The organism is Bacillus sp. 9.4 (genome assembly GCF_055486415.1).
In genome coordinates, this window is record NZ_JBVFMU010000002.1 from 636515 (window position 1) to 651965 (window position 15451).

The 15451-nt window shown below is 45.9% G+C and carries 19 protein-coding genes; all 19 read right to left on the reverse strand.

Annotated features, from left to right (window positions below; all coding sequences use genetic code 11):
• Window positions 1-2: 2 nt before the first annotated feature.
• The 19 genes from ACZ07B_RS09785 to ACZ07B_RS09875 all read right to left on the reverse strand — a co-directional run bounded on the left by ACZ07B_RS09785 (window position 3) and on the right by ACZ07B_RS09875 (window position 15449).
• Window positions 3-275 carry a hypothetical protein gene (locus tag ACZ07B_RS09785; protein WP_003232665.1) on the reverse strand — a complete coding sequence of 91 codons (273 nt, stop codon included), beginning with the start codon at window positions 273-275 and terminating at the stop codon, window positions 3-5.
• The gene (locus ACZ07B_RS09790; RefSeq protein ID WP_042974283.1) at window positions 272-850 is read right to left on the reverse strand and encodes a YmfQ family protein; all 579 of its coding nucleotides are present in this window, start codon (window positions 848-850) and stop codon (window positions 272-274) included. The genes ACZ07B_RS09785 and ACZ07B_RS09790 overlap by 4 nt, the downstream gene beginning before the upstream one ends.
• Window positions 834-1880 (reverse strand): baseplate J/gp47 family protein, encoded by a 1047-nt coding sequence (locus tag ACZ07B_RS09795; protein WP_024573155.1) that lies wholly within the window; start codon window positions 1878-1880, stop codon window positions 834-836. The genes ACZ07B_RS09790 and ACZ07B_RS09795 overlap by 17 nt, the downstream gene beginning before the upstream one ends.
• On the reverse strand, window positions 1873-2298 hold the full coding sequence (locus ACZ07B_RS09800; protein WP_464877143.1) for a DUF2634 domain-containing protein: 426 nt from the start codon (window positions 2296-2298) through the stop codon (window positions 1873-1875). The genes ACZ07B_RS09795 and ACZ07B_RS09800 overlap by 8 nt, the downstream gene beginning before the upstream one ends.
• Window positions 2299-2355: 57 nt before the next feature.
• A complete protein-coding gene (locus ACZ07B_RS09805) occupies window positions 2356-2622 on the reverse strand; it encodes a DUF2577 family protein (protein ID WP_003244812.1) in 267 nt (88 codons plus the stop codon).
• Complete coding sequence (locus tag ACZ07B_RS09810) at window positions 2622-3599, reverse strand: XkdQ/YqbQ family protein (protein WP_464877222.1); 978 nt, start codon at window positions 3597-3599, stop codon at window positions 2622-2624. Before ACZ07B_RS09810 ends, ACZ07B_RS09805 begins: the two co-directional genes overlap by 1 nt.
• A 19-nt stretch (window positions 3600-3618) precedes the next feature.
• Window positions 3619-4278 carry a LysM peptidoglycan-binding domain-containing protein gene (locus ACZ07B_RS09815; protein WP_464877144.1) on the reverse strand — a complete coding sequence of 220 codons (660 nt, stop codon included), beginning with the start codon at window positions 4276-4278 and terminating at the stop codon, window positions 3619-3621.
• Window positions 4271-9193: a transglycosylase SLT domain-containing protein gene (locus tag ACZ07B_RS09820; RefSeq protein ID WP_464877145.1), complete on the reverse strand. Its 4923-nt coding sequence runs from the start codon at window positions 9191-9193 to the stop codon at window positions 4271-4273. The genes ACZ07B_RS09815 and ACZ07B_RS09820 overlap by 8 nt, the downstream gene beginning before the upstream one ends.
• Window positions 9194-9334, reverse strand: coding sequence for a hypothetical protein (locus ACZ07B_RS09825; protein ID WP_129138065.1), 141 nt, complete (start codon window positions 9332-9334; stop codon window positions 9194-9196).
• Between the two features lie 41 nt (window positions 9335-9375).
• Entirely contained in the window at window positions 9376-9822 is a 447-nt protein-coding gene (locus ACZ07B_RS09830; RefSeq protein WP_015715734.1) for a phage tail assembly chaperone, read from the reverse strand.
• Window positions 9823-9906: 84 nt separating this feature from the next.
• On the reverse strand, window positions 9907-10350 hold the full coding sequence (locus ACZ07B_RS09835; protein WP_003239114.1) for a phage tail tube protein: 444 nt from the start codon (window positions 10348-10350) through the stop codon (window positions 9907-9909).
• 1 nt (window position 10351) lies between these two features.
• Window positions 10352-11752, reverse strand: a complete 1401-nt coding sequence (locus tag ACZ07B_RS09840; protein ID WP_003245369.1) for a phage tail sheath family protein — start codon at window positions 11750-11752, stop codon at window positions 10352-10354.
• Window positions 11749-11964: a hypothetical protein gene (locus tag ACZ07B_RS09845; protein WP_015383435.1), complete on the reverse strand. Its 216-nt coding sequence runs from the start codon at window positions 11962-11964 to the stop codon at window positions 11749-11751. The genes ACZ07B_RS09840 and ACZ07B_RS09845 overlap by 4 nt, the downstream gene beginning before the upstream one ends.
• A 3-nt stretch (window positions 11965-11967) precedes the next feature.
• Window positions 11968-12408 carry a phage portal protein gene (locus tag ACZ07B_RS09850; RefSeq protein WP_326211386.1) on the reverse strand — a complete coding sequence of 147 codons (441 nt, stop codon included), beginning with the start codon at window positions 12406-12408 and terminating at the stop codon, window positions 11968-11970.
• Between the two features lie 12 nt (window positions 12409-12420).
• Window positions 12421-12906, reverse strand: coding sequence for an HK97 gp10 family phage protein (locus ACZ07B_RS09855; protein WP_003245226.1), 486 nt, complete (start codon window positions 12904-12906; stop codon window positions 12421-12423).
• The gene (locus ACZ07B_RS09860; protein ID WP_327846487.1) at window positions 12903-13259 is read right to left on the reverse strand and encodes a YqbH/XkdH family protein; all 357 of its coding nucleotides are present in this window, start codon (window positions 13257-13259) and stop codon (window positions 12903-12905) included. The genes ACZ07B_RS09855 and ACZ07B_RS09860 overlap by 4 nt, the downstream gene beginning before the upstream one ends.
• Window positions 13256-13639 carry a protein YqbG gene (yqbG, locus tag ACZ07B_RS09865; RefSeq protein WP_040083372.1) on the reverse strand — a complete coding sequence of 128 codons (384 nt, stop codon included), beginning with the start codon at window positions 13637-13639 and terminating at the stop codon, window positions 13256-13258. The genes ACZ07B_RS09860 and yqbG overlap by 4 nt, the downstream gene beginning before the upstream one ends.
• A gap of 21 nt (window positions 13640-13660) precedes the next feature.
• Entirely contained in the window at window positions 13661-14596 is a 936-nt protein-coding gene (locus tag ACZ07B_RS09870) for a phage major capsid protein (RefSeq protein ID WP_003232690.1), read from the reverse strand.
• Window positions 14597-14621: 25 nt separating this feature from the next.
• Entirely contained in the window at window positions 14622-15449 is an 828-nt protein-coding gene (locus ACZ07B_RS09875) for an XkdF-like putative serine protease domain-containing protein (protein ID WP_076457805.1), read from the reverse strand.
• Between the last annotated feature and the right edge of the window lie 2 nt (window positions 15450-15451).

Genomic DNA, 15451 nt, shown 5'->3' on the forward strand with positions numbered 1-15451 from the left:
GTTTACACCACCTCAAAAGTAAATCTGAAATCGAGTGTTCTGTTTTCGCTGACGTCCAGGTCAGTCTTTCTCTCTGTAATGACGTTGCCCAGCTCGTCAAAAATTTGTACCGTTTCGATATGCTTAATGTCTTCCTCACGTTTTGTCAGAACGGTGACGGTCGCACCGTCAATGGCGAGCTCTACTATTTCTGTTTTTTGGCCGTTGAGCAGCACGTGATCGATTCTGCTTTTTAGATCAGCCGCTGTACGTTCTCTGTATATGGTTGAAATCAAGTTAAAACCACCTCATTGTTGTTAAGAGTGACAGAATAACCGACCTTGAGTTCACTGGCCGTTCGGTATCTGCGGTGATTCAGGATGACTGTATCTTTGATTTGCAGCGTCTCATTCAATCCGCCTCTGAGCGTATACGCCAAATGAGCGGGTTTCATGTTTTCTATGGCTTCGATCAGCTCATTCATGTGCTGAAGGTCATCAACATTGATATCCACGTTAAAGCGGTATTCACCGGGAAGCAGGCGGACCTGTGCAGACGGGTTTTTCAAGAAACGGTTTACCGCCTGCTCAATGGCCCTATATGTGATTGGCGGGATGTTCGACATTTTGGAAATGAGCCGCAATCGTCTGATCTCATCTGTGTCGCCTGATTCACGCGGTACGTTTAAAATCTTTTCCCAGCGGCTGAGCCCCCATGTCGCCGTCGGTACGAATAACTGATCCGTCAGATCAAATATGCTGTTATTCTGTTTATCAAACTCAGGCGCTTCCGCTTTCAGCAGCTCGGCCATTTCTTTAAGGCTGGTGAGAAACGGCGGCAGATAAGCTGTCATGTCATCTTGTTTGCTCAATAATCTTCACCTGCCCAAGCTTAGGAATTTCCACGTTGCTCAGCACCAGATTTTCAGACGTGCCGTTGATTTGAATATTGGAGTAGTCACTGACTGATGGTGAATTATAGACGATATTGTTAATTTGAGAAAGGCGGATAACGTTGTCTTCAAACGCCATTTTTTTAAAGAGGTTTAAAACACCTTCCTCAATTTCCGACTTCACTTCATCAATTGAGTGATTGATCTCAGGCAGCACTTCGGCAGAAATCTCAACTTCCTTCCAGACCGCGCTTTCCACCGTGACAACGGCTCCGATTGGCGCCTGTCCCTCTCCCTGTCCTGGTTCAGGGTCGATATAATCTTTCACTTTTTGAATTAAAATAGGAGAAGCGGGCTCAAGATTCGCATTGGTGACGACAATTTTGACCGTGCCTTCACCGTTCCAAAGCGGGAAGATCTTTGCCTTTCCCACACCGTCCACTTCCTCAGCCCACTCTTTATAATGCATTTTATTGGCACTGACGGCCTCACGCCGAACCCTTGTAAAATACCGTTCTCGCAAGCTGTCATCTCCCTCTTCCTCGCGCCCCGGAATCAGGATTTCTTTGACAATGGCCGTTTCTAAACCGGGAATGGTATCCAATGACAGTAAATTGCGTCCGGTCAGATTGGCGTTTCCCGCTTCACCAGGTGTTTCACAGATGAGCGTCCCGTCTGCCGTATATTGAAAATAAAGATTATCCACGTAAAAGCGGGAGCCGACAGGAATAGTAACTCCAGATGTAAACTCTCCCGCTCTGACCGCCTTTGTCGCGGCTGTCCGTTCAATTCCCGCTTCCGCTGCACGCCTGTCTAAAAATTCGCCTTGTGCGGTATCAGAAAAAACTAGCTCAAGCACAGTATCCAGCCATATATAAGACTTCGCAAGCTCGGCCGCCGCCGGGGCTAACGCATTATAAATGACGCTGCCTTCTCTTGTGTCAATATCTGCGGAAATGCTGTTCAGCATACGCTCCATAATCGCTTCAAAAGTCTGATCTTCAAACATGTTCGCCAATCACCTCCTCAATCTCAAGCGTTCCTTCATCCGTCTCCACCACGAAGGACACATGAAACGCGTCGCCTTGTTTTTCAATCTCAAAATCTGTTACAGCCGATATCCGGTCATCATAAACCAGCGCCTCTTCTATCAGTCTCGGAATCTCCATCTTTTTATACGCATCAGTCGTCTCATGATCTGTCAGCACGTCCTGAAGCTCGTTTCCGACATTATGGCTGTATATGGAATATGCATAGCGTTCTGTCTGTAAGGCGATATACACGAACTGCCTGATCGCTTCAAGCCCGGTAATCAGCTCATTCGTAATTCTTCCGTTTTCAAAATCTATTTTGTACGTTTGCGAGGTTTCAATGACTTCGCTCTCAACTTCAATATCTTCAAACTCCACTTCTGGTGTCAGGGCCATGATGCCCACTCCTTTTACATGCTAAATAAAAACCCCTTCGTACTGAAGCGGTTTTGTCTATACCTTATCTAAAATAAAAAACGATTGCCCGCCAGTCAGAGCCGCGGTCATGAGGCGATCCCCCGGCTCGAGTGCATCGTCTCCTCCGGACTGCATTCGTTTTGGGATAATGATGGCGTCTTCCGGTATGATCAGTTTGCTGTTTTCTTTTAATTTGATTTCCACAGGAGAAACCGAAACGACTTCAGCCGGGAGCAGTTCTACCGGAGACTCAGCGTCAACTGCGCCGACTGCCAAATGTTTTATAGCCTCACTTAATCTCATCAGGAAACTCCTTCCGGCATCGTATTCTTTTCGACAACATCGATCGTCATCGTATGTTTCGTTCCTTTAAATTCATGCCGGTCCGTATCTACCCAATAGGTTTTCTTGATGCCGGCCTCTGGAATCGAAATATAGACGGGCAAGCCGCTCTGCACTTCCGGGATGCCCACTGCCTGAATATTTTTCAGTTCTTTTTTCACGCCCTTTTTTTCAGCAAGGCGTACATCTGCCCGCTGCTGAAGCTGTGCCTGGTTGATGTCATCCGTGACCGTTTCCGTATATTGAAGCACACCGTATTTATTTAAGCCTGAACTGTCCTTAGCAGAGGCTTTATATGTCTTATTGTCCTTTTGCCGGCGAAGCACCACCCGAGTAGCAGTGTCGTTTATAGAAGTGCTGTATTGGTAGCCTGTGATATTGACGCCCGTTTCAAGCACCCATACCTCTGACGGATCTGGCCAAGCGCGCAGACCGAGCTTTCCTTTTTCCGAATACAGCTGGTAATGTCGTCCTGTCTGGCTTTTCGTCTGTTTCAGCGCTTTTAATATGATGTCATACAATGTCGTATCATTTTTAATGACAAGACTTTTGATCGTATGGCCTGTGTTTGTGATCGAGGTTGTCGGTATCTGGAAGTCACTAGCAATCCTTCTGATGATCTGGTCGGCCCGCTGATTGAAAAACACGTACATATCCTGGTTTTTGACCAGGTACTGAAGCATGTCATAAGCGCTGAAGGCAAGCGTATGCTCGTCCGGGGTTCTTGCAAAAACAATGCCCCGAAACAGCTCTTTTCCCTTCCATTTAAACAAGACCGTATCTCCTTCTGAGACACTGTAATACGTCTGGTCGCCCTGTTTGGTGACGATGGTCGCTTCAATGGAGCGCGGCGCCTGATAACGATGGCCCTCAAGCGATACGCTTTCAGCAACCAGCTCAAGCCACTCTGTGTCTTTAATGACGAACAGTTCTATCATCATACATACATCACCTGTTTCATTGCGGTATCTTTAATTTTTGGCCGGGAAAAATCCAGTGGCCCGGCTGCCTGATGTTCCGTTTGCTTCGTTTGATCATTGCTGTTTTATTGGCGTTCCAAACTTTGCCCCATTGAGTACTGTTCCCGTAAAATCTGCCTGCAATGTCCCATAGCGTGTCTCCCTTTTTCACTGTGTACGTCTTCGGCGCAGCCTTCGACGGACGTTTTGCCTTTGTTTTTTTCTTCTGCTTGATTTTCCGCGGGGAAGCGGTTTTGTATTCTTTTAGCACAATATCAAAATCCCGATCACCTATTTCATTGTCTCCCTCACTATATTTAAGGCTTTCAATACTGCATGTCATATTAATTTTTGTTCCCGTAATTAAAAATTGAACAGGCTTTTTTGCCTTCATCCATTTTTCAATTTTCGCAATGGCATTTTCCGGAGACGGGAGATTTTGATATTCAGCTATCGGCGTATACTTTTTTGGAAAAAAAGAAGAAAATGAAATTTCTTTTGCTCCGGGTTCTTCAATAAACGTTAGTTCACCCAATCCCGTTATCTTTACTGAGTCATTTTGTACACTATTCGCTATATCAATCGCTTCAGGAAGAACCGGGAATCGCAGCTTTTCTTTCCCCTGTGATATCCAAAATTCATAGATAGACTTAGTCAAAAGCCACGACCCCCTTTGTTCCGGTGTTAATGTCTTTTTGTAATTCATCAAGTAATGCCTGCTTGATTTTCGCAACCAGGCCATCCGCATCCTGTCCATTATGGAAATGCTGATCGCCGTTAAACTCAATCTTTATTTCTTTCGTTCCGGCTGTTTGTATCGTTTGCCGTGTACCGGATGTAACTGCTGAAACTTGTCCTGAAGAAAGCTCAGACTGCTGGGATTGAGACGGATCTGTCACTTCCATACCAAGAGCTTGCGCAGCTCTCTGAAGGAGGTAGCGGCCGCGGATGCCTCGCTCCTCCGGAATGATCCATTCCCGCTTGTTTCCTTCTCCGACACGGGCAATTTGTTCTTTTGTAATCAGCCCGCCGTTTGCGTAACCGACATACGGTCCGCCATGATTCAGGCTTTTAATACCCGGCACATTGTTGATTGATCCATATCTGCTTTTAATGTAGCCGATCGCAGCAGCTGCGTTGTGAATCGGGTTTTTAATGTTACCCATCCCCGGTGCTTTATGGTCATTAAAGGTGCTTGGGATCGTCTGCATCAGCCCTTGCGACGGATGCCCCGCTTTTGCGTTGCTGTCCCACAAGTTAATTGCATTCGGATTGCCTCCGGATTCATGCTGCGCAATCGTCATGAGTCCCGGAAGCCAGCTCATCGGTGTCTTGGTGGCCATGAGAGCAGCCATAATCCATTGTTTTACGTTCCCGCCCATGGCTCCCATTCCGGAATAGGCAGCCGCCAGTGATCCGGCTTGTTTTTCAGCATATTTCTTTACATCTACTGAGCCAAGGCCTTTGACAACACCAATTGAAGCAAAACGCCCCAAGCTCATCATGACACGGGAAGGTGAATGGATATCTAGCTCCTCACGGAAAGCCTGCTCCACTCTCTTGGCCATATCCTTTGCTGCTTGTTTTACTTCACTGGATTTAGAATTCATGCCTGTCACAAAGTTACCGATCAAGCCTGAACCCCAGCTGTTGGATGTGTCTTTGGAACGCAGGAACGGCTTGTCAACATGTGAGCTTACATACTGCGCTGTCCCTGTTTGGGTCGAGTTCTGTCCTTGCGCAAAGCCTTTGACCGTACCTGTCCCCCATGATGACGATTTATTTACAGTAGCTTGGTACGGCGTTTTAACTTTTGATTGCAAAAAGCCGTCCGTTCCGGTTGCAGTGCCGTTTTGGCCCTTGGCATACCCGCTTACCATTTGTTTACCGTAATTTGGTGAAGCAGAAATCATTTGTGTAAATGGCGTATTGATGTTTTTCTTTTTCCAGTCTTCCATTTTGACCGGCTGATCGCTGATGCCTTTACCAAAGCCTTCTGAAAATTGCTGTCCGAGTGTGGATGCTTGGCCTGTAAGATTTGCAGTGTTCATTGCTGGGGAGGCTGAGCCTGATAGAGGACTGACAGCTGCTCCTCCTGAAACAGATGCTGGACTTCCGCCAGAAGACGAAGCTGCTCCCATATCGTCTACAACTTGCATACCCAGCTTAGACGCCGCTTGTGAAAGAAGCATCTTCCCCCGGCCTCGGTTGTTATCAACCGGGATAACGAATTCCTTGCCGGCTTCACCGATCCACGAGATGGTTGGTTTGGTGATGTAGCCGCCTGTGGCATTTTTATCCGGATCCTTACCTTTATTCGGATCACCGCCGCCGGTTACAAAATTAATTACTTTACTAGCTACGCCGCCAGCTTTATCCCAGATTTGCTTCACCCAGCCGAACGCTTTAGAAAAAGCATCTGAAATCGCTTCTCCCACCTTTGTAAGAGGTTCTTGAATATTCTTTTTAAACCAGCCGCTCAGGCCTTTCCAAATGTTCTTAACGGTGTCTATCGCTTTTTTGAAAGCATCTGAGATTCCCTTGCCTACATCTGAGACTGTATTTTTGACCGGGTTCCAAACTGTATCCATGAACCATCCCGATACCGTACTGAAAACACTCTTAATCTTATTCCAAGCACCGGTCATTTTATCCCAGATTGTAGTTGCCGCTCCTATTACAGCAGATTTGACTGGCCCCCACACATTACTCATAAACCATGAAGCAACTGTACTGAACACATTTTTAATCGTCGTCCATGCATTTACGATTTTAGACCATATTGCTGTTGCTACACCCACAACTGCTGATGAAACCGGCGTCCAGACATTGTCCATAAACCATGTTGATACAGTACTGAATATCGTTTGGATCGTTGTCCAAGCATTCACGATGTTGGACCATATGCTTGTTGCTACACCCACAACTGCGGTTGACACTGGCGTCCAGACATTATCCATAAACCATGTTGATACAGTTCCCCAAGTATCCTGAATGGCTGACCAGGCATTTTGCGCACCCTCTGTGATGCTGTTCCATGTATCTTCTAGAGCGCCGGCATCAATTGCCTTACCTAAACTTTCACCGCCGAAAGTACCGGCAATTCCTCCTACAACACCGCCAATAGCAGTCCCGACTCCCGGCACAACGCTTCCAATAGCCGCTCCTGCAGCGGCTCCTGCTAAACCTCCGCCGGCTGAACCTACTTTTTCACCAGCATTATTCTTATTGATACCGGCTAAGTCAGTAAGGGACAGTATTTCGCCTAATCCCGGTATTCCTTTTGCAGCTCCTTTTAAGCCCTTTAGTCCGCCTTTTAAGCCTTTTGATTCACCCAATGTTTTCAGAAGGCCTGAAAAACCTTTGCCTGCTGCTCCTTTAGCAGATTTAGGTGTATTCACAGGATTTGTTTTATTCCCTTTTGTTGATGAACCGTTTCTATTTTTGACTTTTTTGCTTTTGCCTGTACTGATTCCGGCACAGCAGCAACCACAAGCCCCGCCCCATTTGCCGCCTGACTTTTTCGATTTTGAACCTGAAGATTTTTGGTTCATAGAAGGTTTTTTAGTGCGGTTTGAATTGTTAGAAGTTGAGTTCTTTGTATTGGCTTTTGAAGCTTTTTGTTTGCCTTTGCTTCCGCTGGATTTGCCGCCAAACAACCCGCCAATATCCAGATTCCCCAGCTTCTCAGCAATGCCTTTTATAATTTTTTCAAAAAACTCTCCCACTTTTTCAATAATTTTATCAGGGCTGAATTTCTCGAATTTCTTGGCGATTTTTGAAACAATGTTATCAACAAACTTTTCTGCTTTATTAGCGATTTTATCCGGGTTCAGGAAATTAAATTTCTCTGAAATTTTGTCAACAATATTTGTTACAAAGTCTTCCGCTTTAGTAATAATGGCGTCTGGACTGAATTTGCTGGCGACATCATCTGCTTTTTTCATAAAGGAATCTGTAAACTTGTCAAGCTCGTTTAAAATCGTTTCCGGGCTGAATTTACTTACGACATCGTCCACTTTTTTCATGAAGGAATCTGTAAACTTGTCAAGCTCGTTAAAGATTGTTTCCGGGCTGAATTTACTTACGATATCATCCACTTTTTTCATGAAGGAATCTGTAAACTTATCAAGCTGCTTAAAAATCGCTTCTGGACTGAATTTGCTTGCGATTTCATCCACTTTTTTCATAAAGGAATCTGTAAACTTGTCAAGCTGCTTAAAAATCGCTTCTGGACTGAATTTACTTGCGGTTGCATCCACTTTTTTCATAAAGGAATCTGTAAACTTGTCAAGCTGCTTAAAAATCGTTTCTGGACTGAATTTACTTGCGATTGCATCCACTTTACTCATGAACGATGTTGTGAATTTATCCAGCTGCGACAAAATCGTTTCTGGACTGAATTTCGTCGCAATTGCGTCCACTTTACTCATGAACGATGTTGTGAATTTATCCAGCTGCGACAAAATCGTTTCTGGACTGAATTTACTTGCGATTGCATCCACTTTACTCATGAACGATGTTGTAAATTTATCCAGCTGTGACAAAATCGTTTCTGGACTGAATTTCGTCGCAATTCCGTCCACTTTACTCATGAACGATGTTGTAAACTTATCCAACTGTGCCAGAATCGTTTCTGGACTGAACTTCGTTGCAATTGCGTCCACTTTACTCATGAACGATGTTGTGAACTTATCCAGCTGCGACAAAATTGTCTCTGGACTAAACTTTGTGGCGACTTCATCCACCTTATTCATGAACGATGTCGTAAATTTATCCAGCTCTGTTAAGATTGTTTCCGGGCTGAACTTTGTGGCGATTTCATCCACCTTTTCCATGAAAGAAGCAGCAAATTTGTCCAGTGCTGTCAAAATCGTTTCTGGATCAAACATGCTCGCAATATCTCCTGTATTTCCTCCTGATGAAGGCGCTCCTTTCTCGGAGGGACCTGAGCTTCCCATGCTGTCAATTCTTTTCTGCAATGAATCCAGCTTATTTGACACCCTGTCATTAATAGCGAGCTCAAGTTTGTTGTCTTTTCCTGTTAAGGCATCAATACCAGCAGAAATACGACCGACTGTTTTCATGACGTGATCAATCACGCGTATCGTAACAGAGTAACCATTTTTAAGTGCAGTTTCCATATAGCGCTGTATTTTTTGCACAGCCGGCAACACTTGATCTTCTGCACTCAGCATAATCGTAAAGCCTTTAAAACCTGCCACGAGCTCTCTTAATCGTTCAAACTTTTCGGTTGCTTGGTCACTAGCATCTATTTTTATAGATACAGATGACGGCAATCTCTGCAATTGAACATTAACCTGCTGAATGACACTGCTGGCTTTATCCTCAGTTGAAATGGAGATCATTTGGGCGCCAAGCTTTTTCTTTAATGATTTTTGTATGCGATCAATTGTCCTTAATACAGTTTTGCTTTCTTTTCGAACATCAATAGCGCTTTTTCGCTGCACCATTTTTCTATACTTTTCAAGTGCTCTAAACCCATTCTGGATCTTTCTTAACTTTTTACTTACACGGTCTTCCATTTCAAACCTTGCTGTCAGCTTTGCCAATTACGATGCCCCTCCTTTCTTTGCTTGTTTTTCAAGGAGATCGAGCTTATATCCGATCATTCCATACAACAGCGCTTTATAGTTTCTGGGCGCTTCGTAGAGCGCCAATAAATCTGATGGGGAATAGTGAAGCTCGTGCATCGCATAGTAGAGATACACGGCTTCTTTATGCCCATCCTTGATTAGTTTTTTGCTTCTTCTTCCAGATCCTCTAATTCATCTTCAAATCCATTAATCTCAATCGCTTTGTTTAACCAGTTCGCATACTCGCCTCCAACTGAGAGCACGCGTTTCGCAACTTCTACCGGGTCAGCCGTTTTGTAAGCTTCTCGAAGCTCTTTTGAACGGAAGTCCGGATAAACGGTTGATTCAACTGCGATTCGGGCATAAAAGCGTTGGCTGTCTAAATCTTTTACACGGCCTCTGCCTTTGACATTTTTATACGTTGTTGTTTCTTTCTCCAATTCATCAATGCGCTCCGTCGTGATCGCTTTAAAAATAAATGGCACGATGTTCCCTTTTTTATCAACAAAACGCTTTGAGATTGGCACTTTGATTTCCTCAGCTTCAATTGTTTTTCCCGGCATAAAAAAGGAAAGATCATATACGTTTTCGTTCTTCTCGCTCATGTAAAAAACTCCCTTGTCTATTGTTTAGTTTGATCCTGTAAAAAAACAGACCTTTCTGAGAAAGGTCTGCGTATGCGCCTTTTATTAAAACGTGTCAGACAGCTTTTCAGGGACGTCGAAGTCTTCGAATGTAAATGGAACTTCTTCCTCTAACGCTTCTGAATCGACATCAAGGCTTGCGATTTTGGCAGAGTCAAAGTTGACGTCGTACAGCGTGACTCGCTCTGTGCCCCGGCCTGAGGATTGATCATCCAGCACGGCTTGGAGTGTGAAGTATGGGTCGCTGCCTTTTTTGACATAGTCCATCATCAGGATCACGAATTTTGATGTGACTTTATAAAACGTTGCTGTTCCAGTTCCGTTTGCCCCTGTTGTTTTATGGCCTGTCATGCGGCGGCCCATAATGTTGACTTCGGATTTGTTTTTCTCAACGTTTGCTTCAAATGTTTTGATGTGCGCCATTTCCTCACCATCGAGAAATAAGCGGCCTTCTTTTCCTGAGATTGTGTTTTGTGCTTTTAATGCCATATTAGTTTACCTCCACATTAAAGTAGAATTTTTCTGCTGCGTCGACAGGCTGAACAGCCAGGTCAATCAAGAAGCCGTCACGATCTTCATTCATTGAAATTGTGATATCTTCATCGGAATCAAAGCCAGTGATGCCGCCCGCATCCTGAAGCGTTGTCATGTATTGCGTGATCATCGTTTTTACATACTGCAGTCCGTCTTCAGATGCCGGGATATCGCTTCCGCTGCCTTTTCTTGATTTAATTAAGGCTTTCAGCTCGCGTGTTAAATCATTATTCACAGCATCCAGGACACGAACGATTTTGTTCTTCGCAAATTTCTTGTTTTTCTCAGCTGTGAACGTCACGAGTGAGTTAATGTCCTTTTCTACGCTGACGGATTTGTCACGGGCGTCGAATGTGAATAAAAATTCACCTTTGCCCAGACGTTCAACAATCGTATCGTGGTCGAGGCGGTGTAACACATCAACGGCGCCTTCGTATTCTACAAATGTGAGTGATTGGTTAAAGGTTGCTCCTGCACTCGCTCCAGCTACCCAAGCTGTTGCTTTGTCCGGTGTAACTTCCGTGCCATCTTCAAGCAGCACACCCTCAGTTACGTTGATGATGCCTTCATAATCACCGGCATAATTGGCTGTGACGCCTTGCACTTTTTGTCCTTGGCCGTCGCGCAGGCGTTTAATGAAAGCAGCAAACGTCGCCTTTAACTGGTCACCTTCTGCAACAGGCAGCGCAATCACATCAAAGCTCTCCGTTTCAGCCGCGGCTAAGAAATCTGTATAGTCGGAGTTGACAGGGGCTTTATCCGTACCGCCGGATAAACGGATGCCCGCGGATGCATTCAGCGTCTCAGCTGCAGTGTCTCCTTCTGATCCAGTGAGAGGAATCGTTGAAGAAAGATCGCCTGTTCCGGTAAAAGTGACATAGCCGTTAGCTGTTAATTCTTCAGCCTTTTTGACAGTCTGTTTATCAACCTCTGATTCGTCCATATATGTTGTCACATCGAAAGAATTAGCATCCAGCACATTTTGATTGATGCGGATGATAATGTCATTTCCTTTTGTTCCGCCATATACTGCAGTTGCTTTGACGCCTTCAGCAATATCAGCAGACGCTCGGACACCTTCGGTTAGACGGTACATTAATACCGTTTTCGCATTTTTCTTTGCTTCACGCAGCAGCAATAAAGACGGGTCATCAATGCTGAGGCCCACTTTTTTGTTTAGGTCTTCAACGCTGGAAATGGAGACGAACGTTTTCGCTTCGCCCCAGCTTGATGCGACCGGAAGTGCGACTGTTCCCCGTTCACTGAGTGATACCCGCTCCTGTGCCGTCGTTTTAAAGTTAAAATAAATGCCTGCACGTTCTTTTTCTTTGCCTGTTGTAAATGTTCCGCCATTCATGATGACATGACCTCCTTGGTTAGAAATGTTTGAATCAATTGGTTGGCTTCTGATTTCGTCATACGTGGTTGATCCACGCCAAATAAAGCCCCCTGAAGAATATCCGGCTTAACGCCGAACAGTTCCTTCGCGTGCTTAATCAAATCCGCTGTATCAAATAGAGCTTCCCGGCTCTTTGTATGTACAGCCTTCTTCTGTTGTTTGTCCTTCACCGTTTATTTCACCCCGCTGTTCATGTCGATATCCTGTAAGACATGCTGTTCTGTTTTGTGATAATAATATCGGCTGCTCCACCTGATCACCATGGCCGCCTCGCCCCTGTCCCCTACCCTTGTCTCGATTTGGGAGATGCGAACCATATCCCCCGTCTTCTCGCCGGATTCACTCAGCAGCGGAATCATATTTCTCGCTTCTCTGATGGCATCCGCGAGCCTGTCCGCTTCACCCAGCGCCTGAACGGAGTCCAGATGAAACAGTTTTACATTGAGACTGTAGGTTTTTTTAAATGTGGAGACCGTATCTGTTTCCTCGAAAACAGATGGTGGCGGGACGTATAACGACGGCACCTGAAAGTGATCAGGAAGCTCGCGTTCATAAATGGGAACAGACCACCGGCTGTACAAAAACGCCATGATCGATCCTGTTTCACTGTTCATCCTGCTCCTCCTTTACAGCTTCTTCAGCCACTGGCGCAGTTTGCTTTCCAGCGATTTTTCAAACAGCTGTTCATATAAAAGCAGTGCATGATCCCAGTAGCCCGTGCCCGGTATCCATTTTCTCTTGAGCGCCATTCCCGTTGAAGCCGCTGGATCATAAATAAACCGTGAGCCTTGAAAACGCCCCGGCACCCATCTCACATCTTGTTTTGACGTCCAATGGCCGTCATTAAGAAATGAGGCGTAATCAAGCTGTGTCCCCACCTCAAGCGAAAGCCCGCCGCTTTGCACAATCCAGAGATTGTCCTCTGCGCCTTTCTCAAAGGAACTGAGCAGTTTTTCTGTATCAATCGTTTGTGTGCTGATGAGTTCAGATTGGACGATCTCCAGAAAATCTTGCCCGCACTCCTCAAGCCACCGGGACGCCTGTCTGGAAAAACCGCCTGAAGCCGCTTCTTTTAATGCCGTGTTCAGCTGTTTCAATCCCGCTATTTTCATAGGCTTTCATCCCTGACTGCGACGACCTCCCAATGATGATGTCTGATCCTTTTCGGCAGCTTTAGTATATATTTATGATTCTCCCAAATGATTTTATCGTTCACGCGGATGTCCGCTGACAACGGAAAATGGACGAGAAAGCTATGATATACAGTTTGATCCGGCTTCTCCTGAATCAGCTGCTGCGTTTTTTCGGTAAAATAACAAGGGACATCTTGTTCATCGGGTGTATCCGGATATGAAATCATCGGCTGCAGCCTGTCTGCCGGAATCCCAAATCGGCCTGCAGACGGCGCTTGCGCTGCTTCATGATAAATGTCGCAACGGTGAATGAGCATCTGCCTGTAGCTCATAAAGATCTCACCTTCAGTCTGGAGGATTCAGGGACGTAGCCCGGCGTGATAAACTCTTCGAGCAAATGATACACCTCAGGCCGCTGAATCCCGCCTTCTCCGGAAACCGTGTAGGAATAATCCCCCATTTTCTCAGACTGATAGCTTGATGAGGCAGATTCATCGCTGTTGACAAGCGCAAAATACTGGGCAAGCTTTACTAAAGCCAACTTCACCTTGCCGGGCAGCGGATCATACAAGCTGTCTTCAAAGCGGTGACCCGTGATGAGAGCCGCTTCTGCTTCCGCCTCGATGATATCCTGCGCCAGCAGCTCTTCCGGCCTGTTTTTCACCCGATCATAGACCGAATAGGAGGCTACGTCAGTCGGTTCAATGAGCATGAGCTGACCACCTCGTTTCTATTATTCTTTTACGTTAATTAATTTCGCGCAGGCATCCTCTTCCTCGAACTTGCTGTCCAGCTTGGCCGTTAAGACAATAATGAATTTACGGGAGCGGATGTCTTTGTCGACTTCAATTCGGATATTGCGGGAGAAGCCGAGAATGATATTTTTCGGATGTGTGAGAATGATGTCAGAAGCGTCATATTGCGCGTCTCCCTCACCGACTGTGTACGGCTGAATATTGGATACCCCTTTGACCGGTACGCCGAATGCTGTTGACAAGCCACCCTGCACAGCCTGGTCCCCAAGGTTTGTCTGGCGATCTGCCACGCGGTCCTTCCATTCAACTTCTAAGCCGTGAGACGTATAGAATCTGAATTCCTGAGGGATGCGCAAATATTTTGGCGGAACTGCCTTTAAGCCTTTCTTGAATGTCGCTCTGGACAGTTCTTCACCGTTCATGTCAACGATATGGGAAACTGCCTGTTTGCGGATGCCGTCCAGCTGTGCCAGATACGGATCAGCTGATGCTGTATCGCCGTTAACGATCAGCTCTTCAATATCAACTGCTGCGCGCTCTGCTAAAATTTGCATGATTGTCTGCTGCAGGCCGTCTTTTTCAATATTGTTTTCAAGTGTGTCATACGTAATGTTAATTTCCGCAATGACTTCCTTCGTGTTCAGCTGGACAGTGCTTGTCGTTGGAACTGTCAGCTCGTCGTTTGACAGTGCTTTTCCTTCTTGCGCAGCCCGCAGAATACGCTGGCCGAAGCCGATTTTCTCAAATTTTTGCGAGTCATTTTCCATTTGAATCACGCGGGATTCACTAAAAATGGTCGGCGTGTTTTGCACCATGCGGATAAAAGCCGATGCTTGCGCAGGGTTCATAAGCCCGCCGCTTTTTAAAGCAGAAAGCGACATTTCCGCTTTCCGAATGATCTCTTGATTTCTCAATTGATTTCCTCCTCCTTGACTGGTTTTACAGCAGTCCGCTCCAGATTGATTTTTTGACTTGCTCTGTATTGCCGCCCGTATCGTCCGCTGTCTGCTTAGACGCGCCTCGCGCTTTTTCCAAAGCCTCGATGCGTTCGATCAGCGGGGCAAGCATGTCTTCAACGAGCTTTTTCAGACGCTCGTCATCACCCGTCTGCTCCGGCTTTTCCTCCGTGTCTGTGTTTTTTTCAATCCGCTCAAGCCGTTTGAGCAGAGGGTAAAGCGCATGCTCGAATGATTCTCTCATGTCTTCTTTTCTCATTTCTTCAGTCTCCTTCCCTGTTTTGTCAGCAAGCATTTGCTTGAATACACTGAAGAACCCTGCTTTTTCGACCGGTTCTTCTTCATACACATCTGCAGTGCCCGCCATGCTGTAGCCGGTGATGATTCCAGCCTTAATCTGTTCCCACACCTCGTCAGACGCTCTTGTCACGAGCACCCATGAGCCCTTTGTAATCCGCTTTGACCCGATCATAAAATCATCGGGCGCCACATAGGACTCGACCACGACGCCGGTTCCGCCCTCAAAGCTGTGATTGATATCAATCTCCCGTGCCTCCGCGAGAAAACCGTGCGCCGCTTTTTCAATTTCCTCGGCGGTCATAAAATCGCCGTGGGCATCAGGAACATCAGGCTCATACACGATTCCGTACACGAGCTTTTGTTCATCCTGCTCACTTTTTGTAAACAGCCGAACCTTTTTTTCAAATGACGGAGGTTTGGCTGACTTCGTAAAGAAAAATTCTGTCTGGTTAGCCGCCTTGTCCACATAACTGACAAAGCTGATTTTGGCATTTCTTAATTCTCGCGCCACCT

Coding starts and splice junctions, on each gene's coding strand:
- ACZ07B_RS09810 (WP_464877222.1), bottom strand. CDS start 3,599: ATGATAGAACTGTTCGTCATTAAAGACACAGAGTGGCTTGAGCTGGTT.
- ACZ07B_RS09825 (WP_129138065.1), bottom strand. CDS start 9,334: ATGCACGAGCTTCACTATTCCCCATCAGATTTATTGGCGCTCTACGAA.
- ACZ07B_RS09830 (WP_015715734.1), bottom strand. CDS start 9,822: ATGAGCGAGAAGAACGAAAACGTATATGATCTTTCCTTTTTTATGCCG.
- ACZ07B_RS09805 (WP_003244812.1), bottom strand. CDS start 2,622: ATGAGATTAAGTGAGGCTATAAAACATTTGGCAGTCGGCGCAGTTGAC.
- ACZ07B_RS09850 (WP_326211386.1), bottom strand. CDS start 12,408: ATGAACAGTGAAACAGGATCGATCATGGCGTTTTTGTACAGCCGGTGG.
- ACZ07B_RS09800 (WP_464877143.1), bottom strand. CDS start 2,298: ATGGCCCTGACACCAGAAGTGGAGTTTGAAGATATTGAAGTTGAGAGC.
- yqbG (WP_040083372.1), bottom strand. CDS start 13,639: ATGCTCATTGAACCGACTGACGTAGCCTCCTATTCGGTCTATGATCGG.
- ACZ07B_RS09835 (WP_003239114.1), bottom strand. CDS start 10,350: ATGGCATTAAAAGCACAAAACACAATCTCAGGAAAAGAAGGCCGCTTA.
- ACZ07B_RS09855 (WP_003245226.1), bottom strand. CDS start 12,906: ATGAAAATAGCGGGATTGAAACAGCTGAACACGGCATTAAAAGAAGCG.
- ACZ07B_RS09840 (WP_003245369.1), bottom strand. CDS start 11,752: ATGAATGGCGGAACATTTACAACAGGCAAAGAAAAAGAACGTGCAGGC.
- ACZ07B_RS09795 (WP_024573155.1), bottom strand. CDS start 1,880: ATGTTTGAAGATCAGACTTTTGAAGCGATTATGGAGCGTATGCTGAAC.
- ACZ07B_RS09860 (WP_327846487.1), bottom strand. CDS start 13,259: ATGAGCTACAGGCAGATGCTCATTCACCGTTGCGACATTTATCATGAA.